Raw genomic sequence first — 16128 nt, forward strand, 5'->3', positions numbered from 1 at the left:
CGAAAATACCCTTTATATATAATAATGATCTCAGAAACAGATGAATTTGCGTCAATTTCTTGACGATTTGTTCACGCTCCTCCAATTCTCTGTATAGGATTCCAATTAAAGTCAGTTATCTGTAAAAATATCCACTTCCAGCCAGTCCATCTGCCGCAGCGGTTCAGGTCCGGTATCCATGCCCAGCAGCTGGAGAAGCTGTTTGGCATTGTCGGAAGCATCTCCTCCCGAATTGTTATTGAATATAATCCAGCATTGCTTCGACTTCTCAAGCAATTGCTCTATCCATACCTTCCACTGCTCCAATTCCTCTAAGCTGTAACGGTATAAATACCGCACCTCGCGCCAGTTGGGCTGGCCGCTGGAGTGCCATCCTTCAGCGTTACGGCCATGCATCCGGATCATCACAGCCTCTGTACCCGATGTCTCCAGCACGACCGGAACGGATCCAATGCCCGCTTGCGGCTCGTCGGCGATGCTGTGAATCCAGCCCTCGCTTCGCATAAACTCAAGAGTCTTCTCCCGAAACTCTGGCGCATACCAGCTCTGATGCCGAAATTCCAAAGCTACGGGTACATCCTTCATCCACTCCCGCGTACGCTTCAGAATGTCCACGTGTTTGCGTTCGCACCCGAACCAGGGCGGGTATTGAAACAGAACGGTCCTTAATTTGTCCGCAGCGCGCAATTCCTCAACTGACGTGAGCAAATGATCAAACATCGCTTTGACGCTAGGATATCTGTCCTTACCCTGGCCGCGTGCATGACCTGTCATGCCTTGATAAGCTTTTACAATAAAGCCAAAGTGGTCTGGGACGGCAGCTGCCCACTTATTCATTTGTTCCGGTGACGGTATGGCATAGAACGAATTGTCCATCTCCACGATGGGAAAATGTCGGCTGTACATTTCCAGCCTGTCCGCGGCCCTCGCCCCTTCATCATACAGCTTGTCATGATCTCCCCATCCGGACAGACCCACCTGAATCACATGCTCATGCTTTTCTTCCTTTAACATAACAATCCTCTCATCCACATGATTTACCATATCGGGGACTTCTATTAATTAACCGCATACGGGTAATTTCAAAAGCAGGCAACCCCTTACTGTTTTTACCAACCGCTTTCCTCACAATCACTTCTGATCATAAAAAATATGTTGTGCCTCCAGCATTCCGTTCACGATGTGTATCCTTCCATATGAATACCGGGGCTGCCGTCTTTTGTCCGTGGCGGAACCGGGATTGAACAGTAGCACCCCTTGCACATGTTCTTTAAACGGTATATGGGAATGGCCGAACAAGATGCAATCCACCTCCGTGTCCGCAAAAGCTTTTCTTGCGCGGGAGGGGGTTGTTCCTCCCTGTCCGTGCCCATGCACCATACCGATGCGTTTACCTTCGATTTCGACCAGCCTCTTGTAACCTAGCCGTTCTATGATCCGCTCGTCATCAACATTTCCGGCTACTCCTTCCACCGGAGCATATTGACTAAGCTGTTCATAGAGCTCCCAATTGGACCAGTCGCCAGCATGAAGAATAAGATCCGAATGCCTCACATCTTCAAGGAGCAAGGCAGGCAGCTCTTTCGCTTTTCTTGGCATATGGGTGTCTGACAATACCGTAATCCGAAATGGAAAACTCATCTTGATCGACCCCTTCTTCATCATTTTAAATGCTGAAATACCTGCTGTCTGGCACTAATCTATATCCTACCAAATAAACGAATTCAAATAAAACCGCGCAGGTGAGCTGGGCGGTTTGTTGGTCTGTTACGACAGAAAAAATTTCCAATCCTAAGTTTTAGTTTGTCCGGATGCTGAATAGAATGTACGAACATGAAGGTACAAGCATTCTTATCCATGTTCATGACGAGAGGTGGAAGTCAATGAGTATTTTTATTAGCTACATGATCCTGGGACTTTCTCTATCGGCCCCCGTAGGCCCGGTCAATGCAGCGCAGCTCGATAAGGGGATTAAGAAAGGGTTTTGGCATGCATGGTTGTTCGGTATCGGTGCGGTCCTGGCGGATATCCTTTATATGATCCTGGTCTACCTGGGCGTTGTTCACTTTCTGAATACGCCGTTTATGCAGACCTTCCTGTGGCTGTTCGGTGCCTTTGTTCTTATCTACTCCGGGCTGGAAAGCATCCTGAATGCCAATAAAGTGACGATCAGTCAAGAAAACAATGAAGATTCGTTATGGAAAAGCATGCTCTCCGGGTTTCTCTTGTCCGCGTCCAATCCGATGACGATCCTGTTCTGGCTGGGCATCTACGGCTCTATTCTCGTTAAAACCGCAGCGGACGACGGATCCGCCAACCTGCTTCTCTACAGCCTGGCCGTCATCTCCGGGGTTGTGCTATGGGATTTGTTCATGGCTGCGCTCGGCAGTGTATTCCGTCGATATTTAAGCAATAGAGCCCTCTCCCTGGTCTCCATTCTATCCGGAATCTCGTTGATCATCTTCGGCGTTTATTTTGGAATCCGTGCGCTTGCGCTGCTATACCCGCTTATATTCTAACGGGCTGGCTTGGGACGGAACTTGGGCTTGTCCGCCTCCCTGGCGTGGCCTTGAGCTGATTTCCTCCACACGGAGCGCATACATAGGACAACCAGTCCGATTACCACGATAAACCCAAGACTGATCCAGAGCCCCGGTCGACTCATAGGGTGCAGCGCGGTTCCACTGACAGCAGCCGCGATCAAGAGCATCCCGATGTATCTTTTGATCTTGCCCCATATCGTAAGCTCTATAAGCCGGCCAGCCGAAATGAGGATGAAGAACCAGTTATACAGCAGCATAAGTCCTGCACCGGTGGTTAAATATTCATAAATCTTGCCTGGCATGAGCAACGACAACACAATGGATACAATCAATCCGATAGCTGTAAGGGAAAGTGCGTAGATGGGCGTATCCCGCTTAAACTTTTTCCTGGAAAAAAGCTTGGGAGCGTCCTTATCTTCGGATAACGTAACGAGCATTGTGGTCACAGCGTACAACGAGGCAACCATCGTCGAGAAGCCGGCTATAATCAATACAGCATTAAATATATGCGGGATAAAAGGAAGATGGTAGGAGCTTAGCGCCACAACAAAGGGACTTTTCGTTGTGGAGAATCGATTCCAGGCCACCATGATCACGGCCATGCCAATAGAAAGAACGTATACGATGGATAGCAGCAGAATCATCACTCTACCCGCTTTGGGTGCTTCCTTCGGATTCTTCAAGCGAATCGCCATGACCCCCATGACTTCAATTCCGCCGAAGGCATAAAACGCAAAAATCAAGGACGACCACATGCCCTTGCCACCTGCCGGAAAAAATGCGTTCATACTGCCTGGAACGTGCGGCTTCACCCCTCCTTTTAACCACCCCATCAAGGCGGCAGCAGCAATGACAAGAAACATGACAATCGCGGCGACCTTAATCACAGCCAATACATTCTCCAGCCGGTCGAAGCCTTTGTTGCCGATCCATATGACAAACAACCCCAATACGGCATAACCTGACGCAAATATCCACATCGGAACGCCAGGATACCAAAAACGCGAGAAAATCGCCAGCGCCGTCATCTGACTCCCCATGATCAACACTTCGGAGCACCAGTACATCCACCCTGTAGAGAAGCCTGCCCATCGGCCATAGGCTTTTTTGGCATAGGTTCGGAACGAGCCCTTCTGCGGGTCCTCGGCCGTCATCCTCGACAGCACATCAAACACGAAGAAGGTGGCTGTCGCCGCCAATATAATCGATAGAAGAAAAGCGGGTCCTCCAAGCCGGATACCTAATGCGGATCCGAGAAAATACCCTGTACCTATCGTTGAAGCAACCCCAAGCAGCGATAGCTGCCACCATCTCAAGTCCCCTGTCTCCGTCTTCGCCCCTTTGTTCACGGTTCTGTCCTCCAGATTATTGTTATGAAGTTCGTTCAAAACTTTCCTTATTATGAAGGGAACCACCGTGATTTATGTACCGCATGCCCCAGCCTAAAAATGTCTTTCGGCAAAAGAAAGCCATGAAATGAAGCTCATATCCAGCCTGTAGCTGGGTTCTCTCGCATATTTTGGTTGTTCCCCGAGAACTCTAAACGGAAGAAAGCTGAATTGGGGGATCACACATGTCAGTAGTTCGCGGTATTCCTATGAATCAGGCGTTTATGATTATGATGCTCACGGCCGGCTTGACCAATCATGTCATGATCATCCCCGTGCTTCTGGAGAAATCCGGACGGGATGCCTGGATCACCATTATCGTGTCCGCCGTATTATTCCTGCCCTGGATTCTGCTTATATACGGAATCATCCAGAAAATCGGCACCCGATCCATCACGCAAGCGCTGGACGAAAGCAGCGGCAGACGAGCTCGAATCCTGACGATGAGTTTGTCCGGTTTGTATTTTTTCACCTTTGCCTTTTATACCTTAAAGGAAGTTATCGATTGGACCAAGTCGACCTATATGGTTCAAACTCCCGTTATTGCTACCGCACTGATACTTATGGTGTTATGTCTTGTCAGCGTAAATCACGGCATAAAGACCATCGGTGTTTCAGCCGGAATCTTGCTTCCTTTCGTGGTAATGCTAGGCATATTCGTATCCTTGTCCAACCTGAGAGTGAAAAATTACAACTATCTGCTGCCGGTCCTTGAAGACGGCTTGATGCCGGTTCTGAGCGGGATCCCTGTTATGTTCGGGGGACTGTCCCAATTTATATTCATATTATTTCTTCGTCCTCATCTTCATAAAAAGCCCAGTTTCCTTACGATCCTGCTGATCCATCTTGTCCTCATCTTCCTGACGTTTGGACCCACGATCGGCGGCATTGCCGAATTTGGACCGGAAGAAATGAAGCTTCAGCGGTATCCTGCCTATGAACAGTGGCGTCTCGTAAAGTTAGGCAAATTCGTGGAGCATGTCGATTTTTTATCGATTTTCCAATGGCTTAGTGGAGCTTATATCTCCATTTCGATTTCGATATTTTTTCTTTGCGAAACCCTGCTCCCCAAGTCTAAGCAAAGTGTCGGCGTATTAGCCATCTCCACGCTGCTTATTATTTTGTGCGCTTCTCCGATCAGCAATCTCAAAATGTATTATGCAATGGCTGACTATTTTTTACCGGCATCCACTCTCTATATCACCGTCTTAAGCCTCCTCATGTTCATCCTGATCCGCAAGCCGCAACAACAGCAACAACAGAGTTCCACTTCAGCGAAAGGAGAACCTCAACAATGACCATAACAGAACAACTGCTCCGAGAGCGTTATACCGATTCCGATGACGTCTATATTGTTTCTTATCCGGGTGCGGAAGGCGATACGCTGCCATGGGCGATCATGGTTTACAGTCCGATGATGTGCGATTCGCAGACGATGTCCAAGATTCTGCTGCCTGTTATCAGCAAAGAATGGAATTTATCCGTTTCCCAAATGCAACCGTTCGATCCAAAAGATTTGGAATATCATCTTACCCTTGACGCATCCGAGGCTAACGTGGAATCGGTTGATGACATTGTTTATTCAGGTTATGTTGCGTTGTATTTTCCTAAGGACAACAAGCTGTATTCTTATAGCGCAAGCAAAAGTATTGGACGTTCGCCTGAAGAGAGTGCCGCAGAGACCTCTGTCAAAGGACCTAGAGACGGATTTGTTGAGGAACTCGATATCAATGTATCCCTTATTCGCAAACGGCTGAAGTCCCCCGGTCTCGTCTATTCCTCCTTTAAGCTGGGGGACAAGAGCAAAACCTCTGTCGGCATCATGTATTTAAAGGACAAGGCGATACCGGAGACCGTTAAGTCAGTAGTAGATAAACTAAATAATTTCTCCGGGGACCCTCCCGTTGGCATCGGCGAGCTTGCCGAGCATTTATCGCCCTATCGATTCACAGTGCTACCCATGTTCGATTACACGGGGAGGACGGATCTAGCTTACGATTCATTAACTCGAGGCCGAATGATCATTATCATGCAGGGAAGCCCCGTGATCTTGATTGCGCCTGCCAGCTTCATGCAGCTGCTGTTTGCCGCTGAAGATCCTCAAATGCCGTTTTATTTCGTTATGCCCTGGAGAATTTTGAGGCTGGTTGGATTCTTGATCTCCATTTTACTTCCAGGATTTTATATTACTTTGATGTCGTTTCATCAGGATCAAATCCCCTTTCCCTTGCTCGCCACCATCGCCAACACTCGGTTAGGAATGCCCATACCGACCGGAATTGAAATGCTGGTCATTCTGTTCCTGCTTACCTTGCTGCGGGAAGCTGGCATGCAGATGCCTTCTCCCATCGCATCCACCATTACGGTTGTTTCGGGCATCATCATTGGTGACGCTGCGATTCGGGGCGGTTTTTTCTCGCCGACGATGACGGTAGTCGCTGCACTTTCCTTTGTTGCGGGTTCCACTCACTCCAATCAGGATTTTGTTGTCTCTCAGACAATTATTCGCTTTTTTGTCCTTACCCTTTCCTCAATATTCGGGTTATTCGGTTTCTTCATATCGGTCTTCTTAATCGTTCAATATGCAGCAAACCATAATCCGTTCGGACAGCCGTTCCTTGCCCCCTTCTCTCCCTTCTCCAAATCCAAAATCCTGGGAAATCTCATGCGATTTCCGGGGAAACGGAAAAAAGGCGGAATGCTATGAAACGGGTGTGGATTCTCGTATGTATAGTATCTTTGCTGCTCGCAGGCTGCTGGGACAACAAAGAAGTTCAGGATATCAACTATATTACGGCATTGGGTGTCGATTATCAGGACGACAAGTACATTGTCTTTGTGCAGATGCTGGACTTCGCAACGATTGCCAAACAAGAAAGCAACAAGCAAACTGAGAAAGCGCCGATTTGGGTCGGCCGAGGAACCGGTACCACTTTGGCTGAAGCCCTGATCGATTTGTATACATCGAGTCAGCAGCGGGTTTCTTGGGGGCATGTCACGGCTTTGGTGCTTGCGGAAGCGGTGTTAAAACCTAAGCAGTTGTCCCAAGTGTTCGATCTGACCAACCGTTCGCAGGAAATCCGCTATACGAAATGGATCTATGGTACCAAGGACAATTTGGAGGATCTCTTTACGGTATCACCCTTCTTCCAGCTCTCACCTCTGCATTCGCTGCTTCATGAACCCAGTGAAAGCTATGTCCAGTTCTCATTTATACGTCCGATTCAATTCGTGAATTTTATTCGGCTCTACCGGGAAAAAGCCGCTACCGTCGTATTGCCCTCGCTCCATATTTCAAATCAGAACTGGTCGGAAAATCTGAAGCAGCATCCGATTTTAGAAGTGAACGGCGGCTTTCTGATCAAGAACAAAGAATTGATGGGTTGGCTCAATCGATCCGATCTGCTGGGGACCCGCTGGTTAGCGTCGAATCATACTCATGCTTCCGTCATCGTTCAGGCGGATGGCGAAGCCATTGGGAGCATACGGCTGGAGAACCCCCAATCCTCCATTGAGGTCATCCGCAAGCCAAACGATGTCTCGTATCGAATCAAGTTGAACGTCATCGGGAGGGTACAGACTATGTATAAGAAGGTCGGAATAAAGGAGATGAAGCGCTTAACGGAAGATTCCCTGCGAAAAGAAATGCATAATACCTTCCATAAAGCTGCATCGATACACGCGGATCCCTACGAGTTATGTCTCCAATTGTACCGAACCGATCCGAAGCTCTGGAAGAAATTAGTGAAACAGAAAAAGGAGATCTATGATGAAACACCTCTTGAACTTGAGGTTGACGTCAACCTCCGATACTGGGGACAGCGCAAAAGCTTGGACCGATAAACGCGGGTATTCGTGCTACTGCATTTACCTGAATTGTAAAAACAACAAAAAGAAGCAGACCTTTAGCGGCCTGCTTCTTTTGCTGTTCTCTTATTTCTTCATAATTTTCTTGATGTCGTCCTTGATGGATTCTGCCTGCGGTCCGAATACGACCTGAACCGCGCCTTGACCCAGACGCATGACACCCGATGCGCCTAATTTTTTCAACTCCGAATCCTTAACAGCCTTCTCGTCCTTAACTACGAGGCGCAGGCGTGTGATACAAGCATCGACGCTGACAATGTTATCTTCTCCGCCGATGTTTTGCAGAACCTTGGCCGCTTTGGACTCATTGGATACTGCACCAGATGGGGACGGCGCTGCTGTATAAGCATCGTCAGAAACCGGATCCAAGTCGTCGTCATCCTCGCGTCCAGGCGTTTTCAAGTTCAGCTTGATGATCAGGATTCTGAACAGCAGGTAATAAACAACACCAAAGGCCAATCCTACCGGTATGAGCAGCCAAGCATTGGTAGACTGCTTCAGATTCACCAGGTAGTCGATCAGACCCGCCGAGAATGTGAAGCCCAAATGTACATCCAGGACATACATGATCAAACCGGAAAGACCTGTCAAAATCGCATGCACCACGTACAAAACTGGTGCGATGAACATGAACGCGAATTCAAGCGGTTCGGTGATACCTGTCAGAAACGACGCCAGAGCCGAACCGATAAAGATGGAGCCGACGAGTGCGCGTTTGGACGGCTTAGCGGTATGCATAAAGGCTAGTGCCGCAGCCGGCATCGCAAACATCATGATCGGGAAGAAACCGGACATGAACATACCAGCCGACGGATCTCCCGCAAAGAAACGCCACAGGTCGCCGTGAACGACTTCGCCCGCGGCATTCGTATAATCGCCGATCTGGAACCATGCGATGGAGTTCAGTACGTGGTGCAGACCCAGCGGGATCAGCAAGCGGTTAGCCGTACCGAAAATGAACGATCCGATGCCTCCAAGACTGACAACCCAGTTGCCGAAAGCGGAAATGACATCTTGGACCGGGCTCCAAATCATGCCGATCAGGACGGCGAGCACCATCGTGGAGGCTGCGGTGATAATCGGAACGAAGCGTTTGCCCGCAAAGAAGCCCAGCCAATCCGGCATTTTTATGGTGTGGAATTTATTATACAGGTAGGCGGACCACAGACCGACAAAGAAACCTCCAAGGACACCCATATTCAGCTTCACGTCATCTGGTATGAACGGCATTTGCAGTGGCACTTTGTCAAGCACTGCTATAAACACCATGTACCCGATAAGAGCGGAAAGAGCCGCAACGGCGTCTCCGGCGAATCCAATCGCAACACCGATCGCAAAAATAATCGGCAGATTGTTCAGAATCGCGAGTGCCCCGGAAGTCATGAATGGAGTTACGAATTGATTTAGAAAAGCCCCGAGAGCTCCCAAAGGTATATCTTTTTGATAGTCGATCAATCCAAGCCCCTGCAAGATACCTGCCGCAGGCAAGGTGGCCACCGGCAGCATAAGGGACTTACCCAGCTTTTGCAATTTAGCCAGCATGTAAATCATCCTTTCAACTTCAATAATTTAGCTTTTTTCTGAAACCGTTTACATAATGCGTCGAATGAATAACCATTTATTCCCTTCCACTCAAGGAACAAAAAGACTCAGAAAATCCTCCTCCTTGGTAGTACATGTATTGATCATTTTAAGGCGGCATGGATGCCATCTGATTCTATTCCGACAAAAAAAGCCAAGAAGAACGCATGACTATAATTGTTATAGTCCGCTTCTTCTTGGCTCATGCCCATGTTTATGGTAACACGCCTTAAAACGTATTCATTTGATGTTGTTATCTTAATTCACGACTTCCTGTTTTGTCAATAACCAATATTACAATCAATCGCCTATAGAATTGAATTATTTCAATTCTATGGTCAGGACAGGGTCCTGGCCGGACACGACATTACCGGTCTGACCGTCAACCTTGGAAGCCACCTCATCGGCATTGGTCACAATAACCGGGGTAATCGTCGGATAACCTGCGGCTTGGATTGCAGCCATGTCGAATTCGATGAGCGTCTGACCCGACTTCACCTGATCACCCGCTTGAACATGGCTTGTGAAACCTTCGCCTTTCAAGCCGACTGTATTAATCCCGATATGGAATAAATATTGCAGACCGGTCGCTGGATCCTCCAGCATCACGGCATGCTTGGATTTGATGACATGTGCCACAGTTCCGTTAAAAGGCGCAATTAATTTGCCCTCGGTAGGCTCGATGGCTATGCCTTTTCCCATATGGCCAGCAGCAAATGCCTCATCGGGCACTTCCGATAAAGGCACGGCTTTACCTGACAATGGTGCGGTGAGTTGAATGGCAGTAGCTGTTTTTTTCTTTTTCCAACGATCAAACATATTAAGATTCCTCCCTGGGTTGATTCTTTTGTTGTAGCCGGCCTGTGAAGAGCCGATATAGATGCATCGCTAGAAAGCAAACCTCCGCTTCAGGTACTTTCTTGCCGAGTTCTTTCTCCATCATGCCTGCGAGGCGTGTTGCCAGACCGTATTCGTTCGTGAACTTGGAGCGGATTTGGTCCGCGAACGGGTTATCCACATGGATTTCTTGATTCAACATACGATCTACCGAGAACCTCAAATGCATCAGAAGACGGACATAATCCATGCTCCCCCGGTCAAAAGCGACCTGCCGTTCCTCTTCGATATACCTTACCAGGTTTCCCACCACATTGGATGCCTTCACCAGATAGCCCACGGGTACATGGCTGACGGCGGAATACACATGGTAGGTCAAGAAGCCGATCTCGTCCTCCGGAACTTCGATATCGAAAGCCTTGCCGATTAATTCCGCTGCCTTGGCTGCGATATCATATTCTTTTGGGAAGCTGATCCGGGTTTCTTCAAGGAAAGGATTAATAATATCCATGCCTTTACGGATTCTGTATATCGTAAACTGGATATGGCTTGGAAGTGCCAGGTACACCTTGTCATTTAATGTGCCCGGAAACTCTTGTCCAATGAGATTGAGTATCTGATCTGTAATCTCCATCACCTGTGGATCAAATTCTTCCAGCAGATGGTGAGCTTGACTCCACTGCTCCCGATCCTCCAGCCTGAAGAGTTTCTCAATCCGCTTGTCGTCCGAAGCGATCGTTCCGCCTGCTTTGGCGCCGAAGCCAATCCCTTTGCCCAAAATGACGTATTCCGATTCTTTCTTACCGCCGGTGACCATCACGACATTGTTACCAATAACACGAACGACTGTAAACAACTCGATCCCGCTCATAAACTTCCCCCTTTCCTTTAAGTTTAATCAGAGAAACGGCGAAGGATTCATGTTCGTAGAAATGCTGCATACTGATTCCCCAAAACATTAAAAAAGCCAAGAAAAGACCCCATGTGAAAGCTGTCTCTTCTTGGCTCATGCCCTGTTAAGGTAACACGCCGTCTTATGATCCTGCTATGAATCCATCATAAAACAATTGGCTCGCATTCGTCAACATACGACATTATGACAATATCCGAAGCTACCGCCACAGGTAAATATTCGATCGCTTCCCTTATTTCCCAATCCATTTCTGGAGCGTATGGATCACTTCTTGGATATGAATGGGTTTGTGAAGATATCCATTCGCGCCATCTGCGAGAAACTGATCCGTATCCCTCATTGTGTTGGAGCTCATCACGATAATGGGAAGCTGCGCCCATTCCGGGTTCTCGCGAATCCGCTTCATCGTTTCGACTCCGTCCATTTCCGGCATGACCATATCCAGCAGCACCGCATCGATGGTTTGATGTGTGTATAACATCTCCAAGCATTCGAATCCGTTCTGGGCTGTATGCACGGTCATCTGGAGTTTCTCCAGCACATTGGTCAAACCGTATACGTTCCGAATATCATCATCCACGATCAATACGGTTTTGTGTTCCAATCGGCTAGTTACTTCCATGTCGAATGCCTCCATTGGGAGATCACTCCAACTGGCGTTGCTTGAAGCGGCAGCCACTTCAGGCAGCATAAACATACTTTCGCTGCTGCCATATTCCGTTAGCAGCGGTAAATATAAAACAAACGTGCTCCCGATTCCTTCCTCGCTCTCCACGGTAATATACCCACCAAGCAGTTTCGCCAAATGCAGCGATATGGATAAGCCGAGACCCGTTCCCCCGAATTTTCTGGCCGTAGCCTCTTCGCCTTGCTGGAACGCTTCGAAGATCGGTTGAAGATGCTCTGCTGCTATCCCGATTCCGGTATCCTCAACGAAAAAAGCAATGACGTCGCCACTGATCACAAAATCCGAGGTCACAATCGAATTCATCTTCTTCACTCGTAGTTTAACACTGCCACTCTCCGTAAACTTAATTGCATTTGAGAGCAAATTACGCAGAATTTGATGGAGCCGCATCCCATCGCTGTACATCAGGTCAGGCAAGTCGTCGGCCATCTCAATATCAAATTCCAGATTTTTGGATTCCGCGCTTTTGGAGAAATAACCTTCCATCAGTTCTGGCAGCTCCGTCAAATTTACCAAGTCCATTTCGATTTGCATCTTTCCGGCCTCGACCTTGGACAGATCCAGAATATCATTGATTAAATTCAGCAATTCACTGCCTGAATTATGAATGACAGAAGCGTAATGCTGTTCTTCCTCCGTCAGGTTCCCCTGCTTGTTCTCAGCTAAAATCTGGGAAAGAATTAACATGCTGTTCAGCGGTGTCCGCAGCTCATGGGACATATTGGCCAGAAATTGAGATTTGTACTTTGAGCTCTTCTCCAGCTCTTTCGCGTATTTTTCCAATTCGCTGGCTGCGATTAATGCGGCCTCTTTCTGGGCCCCCAATCGTTCGTTCAGCATATGCATTTCCACGGAATGGGTTTGCAGCTCCTCGGTCTGGGCCTGTAGTTCTTCGGTCTGACTCTGAAGCTCCTCATTCAGCGTTTGGGATTCATGATACAATTGTTGGATTTCCATTTTACTCTGAATCGAGTTCAATGTTACCCCAAGCTGAACATTCAGTTGTTCGATCAACTGAATTTCCAAGTCATCGAAGGGCTTGAACTTGGCCAATTCAATGACCCCAAGAACTTGTCCTTCAAACATAACGGGCGCTAGCAGCAGCGTGGTAGGCTCGGCATCACCCAGCCCCGATTCAATCCGCACATAGTTAGGTGGTATATCGTCCAGAATAATCATTCGCTGCTCCAGCATACATTGTCCCACCAAACCTTCGCCTGGCAGGAAACGGTCTCTGACCTTGTTCCAGGGCTCACCATCCGGATCGGCAAAAGCAGCTGCCTTTACCAGTTCCGATCCACCCCGGTTAATAAAAACGGCACCGTACGGCAGCTTCATAATCAAAGCCAGCTTATGAATGAAAAATTGTACGGCTGTCTCCACGCGATCGGACGATTGAAGAAGCGTCGACATAACCGAAATATGATCCTTGGCCCAGTTCTGTCTGCCCACCTGTGCAAGAAGTTCGTTGGTTGTGTCCGCCAACTGGCGGACCTCATCTTTGGATCGCACATGAATCCGTTGGGAGAGGTTACCGCCTCTGACAATATCGGAGATGATATGAGTTACCTGCGTGATCGGCCTTACGATGCTCTTCGATATCACCCAAGCTCCACATATGGTAATCAGCGCTGCACCAGCCCACAGGAGATACATCGTATACAATAAACGGGTATTGCTATCCTTCATCTCTTCAATCCTGCTGGTTGTCAGTTCACGTTCTTTGCTTCGAAATGAGAGGAACAGCTCATGAATGGAGTTCATGGCTTGCTGGCCGGGATCGTTAATAAAGAAATGAAGAGCCTCCTCATCCTGTCCGAGCTGCTTCAATTGGACCGCAGGCTGACCGGCGTTGGTAATCCACTCCTTGATATTCTCCTTAATATTTTCCAGATGGTTGGCTTGCTCTGAATTATCGCTAACAAGCTTGTACAGCTTGTTATAGTTAATCTGCCAAGACGACAGCGCTTGGTTGAAAGGTTCCAGGTAGGTGTCATCCCCCGTTATCACATACCCCCTCTGACCGGTTTCCATTTCAAGTAAATTCTTCTCGATTTCGTGCGTGAGATTATGTACTTCGATATCATGCTTCTCTATAAAATCCGCCTCTTCCTGCAGAGAAGAGATGCGGTCTGATACAATCCAGAGAAAAGCTCCAAGACATAATAATATTATTAAATATCCAACTACAATCTTGCTGCGGATGTTGAATTTCAGGTTGTTAGACAAATGGCTAACCTCCCTTGTCATCTATCAGTCTAAGTCTGCTCCTATTCTCATAGTAATTGTTATGAAAATGGTTTACAAGCAAAACCAGTTTTGATGTCATCAATGATTCTTTAGTCGTAGGCAGTCAGATTTATAAACGTGTGGGCATATATTATAGATGAACACGCTTGTACAACATAATAGGCTCTCATTCACAACAAAGGAGGCGTTACTCGTATGATGACCTTTAAAGCGCCAGCGGGAATACTGCATTGACGAGGCATGTTTATCATTCCAGGAAACAGGCTGAGCGTATAGCAGGCCTCGGAGTGGCGAATGTGTCGTCACTGGAGCTGCCTCTTCTGCAAGGCATGATGATGTCAGAAATCCACCTTGAACGTGGTAAAGGCCTCTCCCCCCATAGCCACCCGGACACGGACGAATTGTGCTACGTCATTCAGGGAGAAATCAGCTATTCCCTGATCGATCCGGTTACTCATCAGAATCTCGTATATCAGATCGTACCCGGTCAGGTGGTACACGCCCCCATGGATTGGTGTCACTGGATAACAGCGCTAACGCCTGGAACGATCTTGCTATTGGTGTATAACACTGAGCGCCCACACCAAATAGACATTGCGTCGGTCTGGGCGTATACGCTCATGGGAGCAGAAGCGTTGCAATGTGATGATACGTACAAGAAACCTCACTCGAAGGCGCTCATTACACCTGTCTCGCTACACAAAATGGAGAGTGACATTTCGGATGATCCTCTGCCGGCGCCACCCTTACTCATAACCGGGCACCCAAACAACAAAACCACACGCAGCCGGTAATCGGCCAAGTGTGGTTATTGTTATTGGGACGCTTCTTATGTAATGATTTCGCTCGCGACGATATGGCATCAATCAATATAAAATCTTTGTTCAGGGCGGATCTGCTTCTTAAGGGTATGCAAGTCGGCTTCCAGCTTCGCCACTGTCTCTTCAATCTCTTCCGGGTTCAAGGCCGGGCGCTCTGCCTCTGGCTTAACGCCAGCCCTGAGATCGCGAATGGTGATTTGCTGCTCCTGCCATTTATCCATAAGATCGGAGATGGTGGCATAAAACCGCTCATAATCTTGAATCACTTCGTCTAGAAAGGAATCCACTTCCTCCTGATCATAACCCCGTAGTTTATTCGAAAAATTCTTTTCATGGATAGACAAAGCGTCCAGTTGAATGCCTAGTTGCTTAAATAGCTTTTTCTGTTTATCCAATCGGCGTTTCATGTGTTCATCCATAATGATTTACCTCCAAATATTGGCGCAGCCCTACTTTTTTTAGCCTTCTCTCTCTATCTTTGTTTATATCACATTAAGCACTGCGATTAAAACAATCCAGGGCTTTTTTGGAGAATGTTCCAAAAACGATGGGCTGCCATTCCCATAATTCATGTGATTGTTACCAATCCATTTCGGGTATTGATTTTACATAAGAAGCTTTATTGTGTACTTAGCGAAAGAGAGGAGCGACTTATCAATGACAACGATGACAAAACAACAATACAATGAACTTAAACGACGGTTGCTCAGTGATAAGGAACGATTGGAAGAGCAATTGGAGTCCCGCGATGAAACCAATAGGGATCATTCCCTTCGGGACTCTACGGGAGAGCTGAGCGCAGCCGATAATCATCCCGCCGACGTAGGGACCGAGGTTTTCGAACGCGAACGGGACCTGGCCATTCAGGAAACGCTCGATCATGAATTGGAGCAGATTATGTCTGCCTTGCAGCGAATGGACCAGGGCGAATACGGTACCTGTGTCCAGTGCGGCCTAGAAATTCCGTACGAGCGGCTGGAAGCTTTGCCTTATACGGCCTATTGTCTCGAACATACGCCGCGGAAAGATATCAACGACAACCGGCCGGTTGAAGAGGATGTCATGACCCCGCCCCCTTCCGGAGCTGGCGTCAACCGCCAAGCGGCCGACGGTAAATTTGATGACGCTGGCGCGTGGGATGCCGTAGAAGATTACGGAACGTCCACCTCTCCCGGCATGTCCATTAAACCTGGACAAAACGATTATAAGAAGAATGTATGAACCTATCCAGTAAAATAGA

General features: G+C 47.9%; 14 protein-coding genes. 6 read left to right on the forward strand and 8 right to left on the reverse strand.

Annotated features, from left to right (window positions below; translation table 11 throughout):
* Positions 1-111 precede the first annotated feature (111 nt).
* Together ABEW73_RS09355 and ABEW73_RS09360 are read right to left on the reverse strand one after the other, a co-directional pair.
* A complete protein-coding gene (locus ABEW73_RS09355; protein WP_430164563.1) occupies positions 112-1014 on the reverse strand; it encodes a DUF72 domain-containing protein in 903 nt (300 codons plus the stop codon).
* A gap of 117 nt (positions 1015-1131) precedes the next feature.
* Positions 1132-1641: a metallophosphoesterase family protein gene (locus tag ABEW73_RS09360; RefSeq protein ID WP_430164566.1), complete on the reverse strand. Its 510-nt coding sequence runs from the start codon at positions 1639-1641 to the stop codon at positions 1132-1134.
* Between the two features lie 242 nt (positions 1642-1883).
* On the opposite strand from ABEW73_RS09360, the gene ABEW73_RS09365 reads away from it, so the two are divergent.
* On the forward strand, positions 1884-2519 hold the full coding sequence (locus ABEW73_RS09365; RefSeq protein ID WP_430164569.1) for a LysE family translocator: 636 nt from the start codon (positions 1884-1886) through the stop codon (positions 2517-2519).
* Here the strand turns inward: ABEW73_RS09365 and ABEW73_RS09370 are convergent.
* Positions 2516-3892: an amino acid permease gene (locus ABEW73_RS09370; RefSeq protein WP_430164572.1), complete on the reverse strand. Its 1377-nt coding sequence runs from the start codon at positions 3890-3892 to the stop codon at positions 2516-2518. The genes ABEW73_RS09365 and ABEW73_RS09370 overlap by 4 nt on opposite strands.
* A gap of 224 nt (positions 3893-4116) precedes the next feature.
* Here ABEW73_RS09370 and ABEW73_RS09375 point away from each other — a divergent pair, with 224 nt between their 5' ends.
* Genes ABEW73_RS09375 through ABEW73_RS09385 form a run of 3 tightly spaced genes read left to right on the forward strand, consistent with a single transcriptional unit; the run spans position 4117 to position 7774 of the window.
* Positions 4117-5229: a GerAB/ArcD/ProY family transporter gene (locus ABEW73_RS09375; protein WP_430164575.1), complete on the forward strand. Its 1113-nt coding sequence runs from the start codon at positions 4117-4119 to the stop codon at positions 5227-5229.
* Positions 5226-6638, forward strand: coding sequence for a spore germination protein (locus tag ABEW73_RS09380; RefSeq protein WP_430164578.1), 1413 nt, complete (start codon positions 5226-5228; stop codon positions 6636-6638). The genes ABEW73_RS09375 and ABEW73_RS09380 overlap by 4 nt, the downstream gene beginning before the upstream one ends.
* Positions 6635-7774, forward strand: coding sequence for a Ger(x)C family spore germination protein (locus ABEW73_RS09385; protein WP_430164581.1), 1140 nt, complete (start codon positions 6635-6637; stop codon positions 7772-7774). The genes ABEW73_RS09380 and ABEW73_RS09385 overlap by 4 nt, the downstream gene beginning before the upstream one ends.
* 90 nt (positions 7775-7864) lie before the next feature.
* Here ABEW73_RS09385 and ABEW73_RS09390 read toward each other — a convergent pair whose 3' ends face one another.
* From ABEW73_RS09390 to ABEW73_RS09405, 4 genes are all read right to left on the reverse strand, one after another.
* Positions 7865-9340 carry a PTS transporter subunit EIIC gene (locus tag ABEW73_RS09390; protein WP_430164584.1) on the reverse strand — a complete coding sequence of 492 codons (1476 nt, stop codon included), beginning with the start codon at positions 9338-9340 and terminating at the stop codon, positions 7865-7867.
* Between the two features lie 360 nt (positions 9341-9700).
* Positions 9701-10198 (reverse strand): PTS sugar transporter subunit IIA, encoded by a 498-nt coding sequence (locus tag ABEW73_RS09395; protein ID WP_430164587.1) that lies wholly within the window; start codon positions 10196-10198, stop codon positions 9701-9703.
* 1 nt (position 10199) lies between these two features.
* On the reverse strand, positions 10200-11087 hold the full coding sequence (locus ABEW73_RS09400; protein ID WP_430164590.1) for a PRD domain-containing protein: 888 nt from the start codon (positions 11085-11087) through the stop codon (positions 10200-10202).
* A gap of 274 nt (positions 11088-11361) precedes the next feature.
* A complete protein-coding gene (locus tag ABEW73_RS09405) occupies positions 11362-14046 on the reverse strand; it encodes a CHASE3 domain-containing protein (protein WP_430164593.1) in 2685 nt (894 codons plus the stop codon).
* Positions 14047-14354: 308 nt separating this feature from the next.
* Here ABEW73_RS09405 and ABEW73_RS09410 point away from each other — a divergent pair, with 308 nt between their 5' ends.
* Positions 14355-14861: a cupin domain-containing protein gene (locus ABEW73_RS09410; protein ID WP_430164596.1), complete on the forward strand. Its 507-nt coding sequence runs from the start codon at positions 14355-14357 to the stop codon at positions 14859-14861.
* Positions 14862-14929: 68 nt separating this feature from the next.
* Here the strand turns inward: ABEW73_RS09410 and ABEW73_RS09415 are convergent, their stop codons facing one another.
* Entirely contained in the window at positions 14930-15307 is a 378-nt protein-coding gene (locus tag ABEW73_RS09415; protein ID WP_098746829.1) for a DivIVA domain-containing protein, read from the reverse strand.
* Between the two features lie 238 nt (positions 15308-15545).
* On the opposite strand from ABEW73_RS09415, the gene ABEW73_RS09420 reads away from it, so the two are divergent.
* On the forward strand, positions 15546-16109 hold the full coding sequence (locus tag ABEW73_RS09420) for a TraR/DksA C4-type zinc finger protein (RefSeq protein ID WP_430164599.1): 564 nt from the start codon (positions 15546-15548) through the stop codon (positions 16107-16109).
* The last annotated feature ends 19 nt before the right edge of the window (positions 16110-16128 follow it).

The organism is Paenibacillus lautus (assembly GCF_050482385.1).
Lineage (GTDB): Bacteria > Bacillota > Bacilli > Paenibacillales > Paenibacillaceae > Paenibacillus_AQ > Paenibacillus_AQ lautus_B.